Here is a 5840-nt window from a genome sequence, read left to right on the forward strand (position 1 = left end):
CCCGCTCACCGGCCGACGAGCGTGTCGGACACGGTGAGCGGTGCCCCGGTCGTGCATCCCGGCTCGACGACCAGCAGCCGGAACCGCGCGGCCACCCCGGTCGGCAGGACCAGGAGCACGCCCGACCGCCCGTCGACGACCACCTGACGCGCGCCCACCGGCCGCGTGCCCGGCGGGAGCCCGTGCGCGGCGAGGCAGTCGCCGAGGCGGCCCTCGTCGGCGAGCGGGCCGTAGTCGGCGCGCCCGAGGCCCGCGCGCAGGGCCGACACCCCGTCGCCGCTGCTCAGGGTGGGGACGCCGGCCGGGGCCGGCGCGGCCGTGGGCGGGGGGGCGGGCGCGGGGGCGGGCGTCGCGGGGCTGCCGGTGGCGACGACGACCACCACCACGGCGACGACGACGGCCACCACGCCCGCCAGCAGCCCGCCCACCAGCGCCCGGCGGCGCCCTCGGGTCGGCGGGTGCCCGGTGCGCGGCGCGGTCTCCTCGGCCGCGAGCGCCCGCCGCACGTCGTCGACGAGCCCCGCGGGCATGGCCGGGGTGCGGGCGCCGTGGGCGGCGAGGTCCGCCCGGGTGCGCGCGAGCGCGGCGGCCACCGCCGGGTCGGCGGGGTCGGGCCGGTCCGCCGGGCGGGGCCCGGAGGCGGCGTCGTGCTGCTCGTCCTGCTGCTCGTCGCTCACGGTCCTCCTCCCCTGCGCTCCGACCCGCTCGTCTGTTGGACGTCGCCGGCCCCCGTGCCGTTCCCCCGACCCTGCTCCCGCCGCGGCCCGATCGGGGCGTCCCGCGGCCGCAGGTGGCCCAGGAGGCCCGCGAGGCGCCCCCGCGCCCGGGCGCAGCGGCTCTTCACCGTGCCCTCGCGCACGCCGAGGACCGCCGCCGCCTCGGTGATCGAGAAGCCGTGCACGTCGACGAGCACCACCGCCATCCGCTGGCCGTCCGGCAGCGCGGCGAGGGCGTCGGCGACGGTGAGGCGCGTGAGGTGGTCGTCGATACCGTCGCGGGGCGTGGGCACGTCGTGCCCGGCCAGCGGCTCGACGGCGCGGGTGCGCCGCCGGCGGATGCGGTCGAGGCAGGCGTTGACCGCGATCCGGTGCAGCCACGTCGACACCTCGGAGTCGCCGCGGTAGCGGGTCGCGCTGCGCAGGGCCGACACGAACGTCTCCTGGACGGCGTCGGCGGCGTCCTCGCGGTGGTCGAGCGTCTGGAAGGCGAGCAGCCAGAGGCGTTCGGCGTAGCGGCGGACGATCTCGTCGAAGGCGCCCTGCTGACCGGCCACGTGCGCCGCGAGCAGCTCGCGGTCGCTGCGCGGGTCGGGCAGGTCGGGCACGGCTCGGGACGCTAGCCGCCGCCCGCGCCCGGCCGGGGCCGTTCGGTGAAGCTGCCCCGGGAACGGCTCAGGGGCCGGCGCGCTCGATCGTCACCTCGGCGAGCTCGGTGACGTACTCGTCGTCGTCCTCCTCGCCGAGGGCCGTGATCCAGACGAGCAGGTTGCCCGTCGGCGGCGCGGCCTGCAGCGGGATGCGCAGCACGTCCTCGTCGTCGGCGACCGTGCCGGTGCCCAGCAGCTGGGTCTGGGCCAGCGGGACGTCCGCCGCGGGCGCGGACCGGATCTCGATGCGCGTCCCGGGGCTCGGCGAGCGGACCGTCACCGCCGACACGGGGGCCGGGGCGGTGAAGGTCGTCATCATGCCGATGCCGGGCTTGAGGGACGGCAGCTGCTGGCGGTACTCCGAGGTCGACCAGGTCGTCTCGGGGTCGTTGTCGGCGGCGCGGTTGATGCGGGTCGGATTGTCGGGGCTGCCCGCCGGGCTGTACACCGCGACGCTCGACAGCTGCACCGGCCCGGCCGGGACCGGCGCGGGCGGCACCGGCGACGGCGCGGGCGACGGGGCCGGCGCGGCGCTCGGGGCCGAGGTCTCGGGCGGGATCACCACCACGGGCGGCCCGGACTGCCCGCCACCGGCGACGACCGAGATGATCTGGTAGCTGACGAAGCCGAGGATGAGGAGCGTGGCGAGCACGAGCGCGGTGACACCGACGCGCAGCTTGCGCCGCCGCGCCGGGTCGGGGCCGGGCTCGGGGTGGGCCTCGTCGTGCCAGACCTCGGCCGGGTCGTCCGCGTCGATCGTCTGCCCGTCCTCGAGCACCGGCAGCAGCACGCCGTCGTCCTCGAGGCCCGCGCGCATCTGGGTGACGAGACGGTGCACCGCGGCCGCGGTGCGGATGCCGCCGTGCTCGTCGAGCGTGCGGTCGACCAGGGCGGCGAGCTCCACCGGCAGGTCCGGGCGCAGCTGGCGCGCGGAGACCGGCGCGCCGTCGGGACCGTGCGGGGCCTGGCGCAGGCCGGCCGGGGGTCGGCTGCCCTCGGGCCCGGGCCAGCGGGCCGTGAGCAACAGGTAGAGCAGGGCGCCGAGGCCGTGGACGTCGTCGGCGTTCGTCGCCTCGCCGCGGGGCATGGGGAAGGCGAGCCGCGTCGCCGCCCGGGAGCTGACGCGCACGCGCTGGGGGTGGTCGAGGCCCAGGACGAGCCCGGAGCGGTGCGCCGCGGCCACGGCGTCGGCGAGCGGCTCGATGACCCGCAGGGCGGCGCTGGGGCGCAGCGGACCGTCGGCGACGAGCTCGGCGAGGTCGCGGCCCGGCGTCCACTCGGCCACCGCGGCGCCCAGGACCCCGGTCGGCAGGGGCGTGCTGCCCGGCCGGACGACGTCGAGGATGCGCGCGGCGTGCGGGTGCTCGAAGTGCGCCGACCGCGTCGCCCGCGACAGCGCCGCCGACGCCTTGGCGTCGCCCTGCCAGGTGCCGACGAGCAGCGTGAGGGCCACGTCGCGCTCGAGCACGACGTCGCGGGCCTTCCACAGGGCGGCGTCGGCGTCCCGGTCGCGCCCGACCTCGGCGACGAGGCGGTACCGGTCGACCAGCAGCGTGCCCGGCATGAGGGGGCCGGTGGCGGCCATCGGGCCCGACGACGGGCCGGGCCGCAGCGGGCCGCCCGTGCCGCGCGACGGCCGGCGGGGCGGCGCCGGGAAGGGACCCGACGGCGGGCCCGGCGGGCCGGCCGGTCCGGGGCCGTTCGCGGCCGGACCCCGGGGCGCGCGGCCGGCGCCGCCCCCGGCCGGGGTGGTCGGGGGCGCCGCGGTGGTGCTGGACCCGCCGGCGGTGCTGCTGGTGGCGCTGGTGGCGCTGCCGTTGGTGCCGGCGGAGGAGCTGCCGTTGCTCCCTGCGGCGGCAGCCTCGGGTGTCGACGAACCCGCGACGCGGGAGACGTGGGTGGTCGGCCCGTCGATGCCGACGCCGGTCCGCCGCGGCGGGGCGGCCGGTGCGGCGGGGGGTGTGGCGGCCGGTGCAGCAGGCGCGGCGGGCAGCGCGACCTCGGTCTCGTCGGACGAGGGGCGCGGGGACGGGCGCTCCCCCGACGTGTCGCCGGCCAGCTCCCTCACCTCCCCCTCGGACGTCGTGCGAGCCTACGGGACTCGTGCGCCGCTACGGGGGACGCGCCACCCCGGTCGCGGGTTGCCCCGGACCCTCTCGGGCACACGTCACGAGGCCCGCGCGCGCCCCCGGCCCAGGAGTCGGCGCAGCCGGGAGACCACCGGGTCGAGCTCCGGCACCTTCAGCAGGCGCATGGCCACGGCGACGGCGGCCAGGAACACCGCCGACCCGGTGACGAGCACCAGCCACGCCTGCAGCACCGGCGAGGTGCCGCTGCCGAGGACCCGCTCGAGCAGGGTGACGCACAGCACCGCGACCAGCACCGACACCAGCGAGGCGATGAGGGTCAGCACGAAGGTGCGCAGCACGCGGCGGGTGTCGAGGTGGCCGAGCCGGACCCGCAGCCAGATGTTGCCGACCACGAGGCCGACGACGAACCCGAACGCGTTGACCGCCGCCAGGCCCAGCACGACCTGCTCGGGCGCGAGGAACACCGGGCAGAGGTAGGCCATCGGCACCTTGAGCGCGGTGATGACGACCATGATCAGCGTGGGGGTGCGGGCGTCGTTCATCGCGTAGAACACGCGCATCTGGAGCATGACGACCGCCATCGGGAGCAGCCCGAACGCCGAGGCCGCCATCGCCCCGCCGAGCGAGGCGGCGCCCTCGGGCCCGGAGCGGCCGATGCTGAACAGGGCCACGCCGAGCTGCGACCCGAAGACGGTGAGCAGCGCGCTGACCGGCAGCAGCGTCACGGTCGAGAGCCGCGAGCCCAGGGAGAGGTCGGCGACGACCTGGTCGATGCGCCCGTTGGCCGCGGCGGCGCTCATGCGGGGCATCAGCGCGGTGAGCAGCGAGACGCCGAGCACGCCGTAGGGCACCTGGATGAGCAGCCAGGCGTAGCTGTAGATCGCCGGCCCGCCGTCGTCGGACCCGGACGCGACCCGCAGGATCGACGCCAGCCCGACCTGGCTGACCAGCACGTACCCGACCACCCACGCGGCGAGTCCGCCGAACGCCGACAGGCGCTGGTCCCATCCGAATCGCCACTTCCACCGGAAGCCGACCCGGCGCATGGCGGGCAGCATCACCGCGGCCTGGACGACGATGCCGAGCGTGCTGCCGATGCCCAGCACCAGCAGCTGGGTGGTGGAGATGCCCTCGGGCGGCGACGGCAGGACCGCGTAGATGCCGAGCGCGACGAGCGCGACGACGTTGTTGAGCACCGGCGCCCAGGCGGCGGGGCCGAAGTTCCCGCGGGAGTTGAGGATGGCGCCGAACAGGGCGCCCATGCCGTAGAAGAAGATCTGCGGCAGCAGCAGGTAGGCGAAGTCGACGGCGAGGTCGACGTCGACGTCCTCCGCCAGGTACGGGCGGATGAGCAGCGGCGCCGCCACCACGGCGAGCGTCGTCGCCACGAGCAGGCCGACGCTCGCCCCCGAGAGGAGCTTCTGGGCGAACGCGTCCCCCTGGTCGCCGTCGTCCTTGGCGGCCTGGACGAGCACGGGGATGACGACGCTGGTCAGCACGCCGCCCAGCAGGAGCTCGAAGATGATGTTCGGCAGGGTGTTCGCGACGTTGAACGAGCTGCCGACGAGGTTGAGCCCGACGATCGCGGTCAGCCCGAGGGTGCGCAGGAAGCCGGTAAGGCGGCTCACCAGGGTCGCGACGGCCATGCCCCCGGACGCCTTGACCAGCGCCTTGTCGTCGCGGCCCGGGTCGTCGGCGGGCCGGCGCGGCGCGGGGACGGCGGGCGCGTCCTGCTCGAGCGGCGGGCGCGGGAGGAGCACGGTCTCCTCGAGCGACCCGGCGACGCTCCACGACGCGAGCGGCGCCGGGCGGGCGCGGCGGATCGTGCGCTCGTCGCGCGGGCCGGCGGGGAGCACCTCGGTGGCGTGGGGGTCGGCCGGGCCGCGACCGGGCGCGGCGGCGGCGTCGACCGCGTCCACCGCCTCGACCGCGGCGGTGGGGGCGGTGAGGCCGGTCGTGGAGGGCTCGGAGGCCGCGGCGGCCGCGGGCGAGCCGGGCGGGCGCGGTGGGGGCGGGGTGCTCGGCGCGCTGGAGCCCGGCGTCCGCGGCATCGGGCGGGTGAGTCCGGCGGGACCGGCGGGCGGGCCGGCGGGGGGCCCTCCGGCGGGCGGGCTACCGCCCGGAGGGCCGCCCGGCGGTGGTCCGGGGCGACCGCTGGGGGGCGGGCCGTGACGTCCCGGCCCGCCGGGACGCGCCGGCGGCACGGGGGGCGGCGCGGCGTGGGGCGCGGCGGGTGCTCCGGGGACCGGGCCGGGCGGGGCCGGGGTGCCGGACGGCCGCGGCGGGCCCTGGGAGGGTGGGCCCGGGGTCGGGGGTCCCGGGGAGGCCAGGCCGTGGGCGGGCTGGCCGTGGGCGGGCTGGCCGTGGGCGGGCTGGCCGTGGGC

The 5840-nt window shown here is 78.3% G+C and carries 4 protein-coding genes; all 4 read right to left on the reverse strand.

The features are described 5' to 3' along the window. Positions 1-5: 5 nt before the first annotated feature. On the reverse strand, positions 6-677 hold the full coding sequence (locus tag PH190_RS30465) for a hypothetical protein (RefSeq protein WP_274235301.1): 672 nt from the start codon (positions 675-677) through the stop codon (positions 6-8). Then, positions 674-1315, reverse strand: coding sequence for an RNA polymerase sigma factor SigM (gene sigM, locus PH190_RS30470; protein ID WP_420791730.1), 642 nt, complete (start codon positions 1313-1315; stop codon positions 674-676). Before sigM ends, PH190_RS30465 begins: the two co-directional genes overlap by 4 nt. Positions 1316-1391: 76 nt before the next feature. Beyond that, complete coding sequence (locus PH190_RS30475; protein ID WP_274235303.1) at positions 1392-3434, reverse strand: protein kinase family protein; 2043 nt, start codon at positions 3432-3434, stop codon at positions 1392-1394. A 99-nt stretch (positions 3435-3533) separates the two neighbouring features. Further along, positions 3534-5507 (reverse strand): murein biosynthesis integral membrane protein MurJ, encoded by a 1974-nt coding sequence (gene murJ / locus PH190_RS30480; protein WP_274235304.1) that lies wholly within the window; start codon positions 5505-5507, stop codon positions 3534-3536. Positions 5508-5840 lie beyond the last annotated feature (333 nt).

This window comes from Actinomycetospora straminea (assembly GCF_028737255.1).
GTDB lineage: Bacteria > Actinomycetota > Actinomycetes > Mycobacteriales > Pseudonocardiaceae > Actinomycetospora > Actinomycetospora straminea.

Coding starts and splice junctions, on each gene's coding strand:
- murJ (WP_274235304.1), bottom strand. CDS start 5,507: ATGCCGCGGACGCCGGGCTCCAGCGCGCCGAGCACCCCGCCCCCACCG.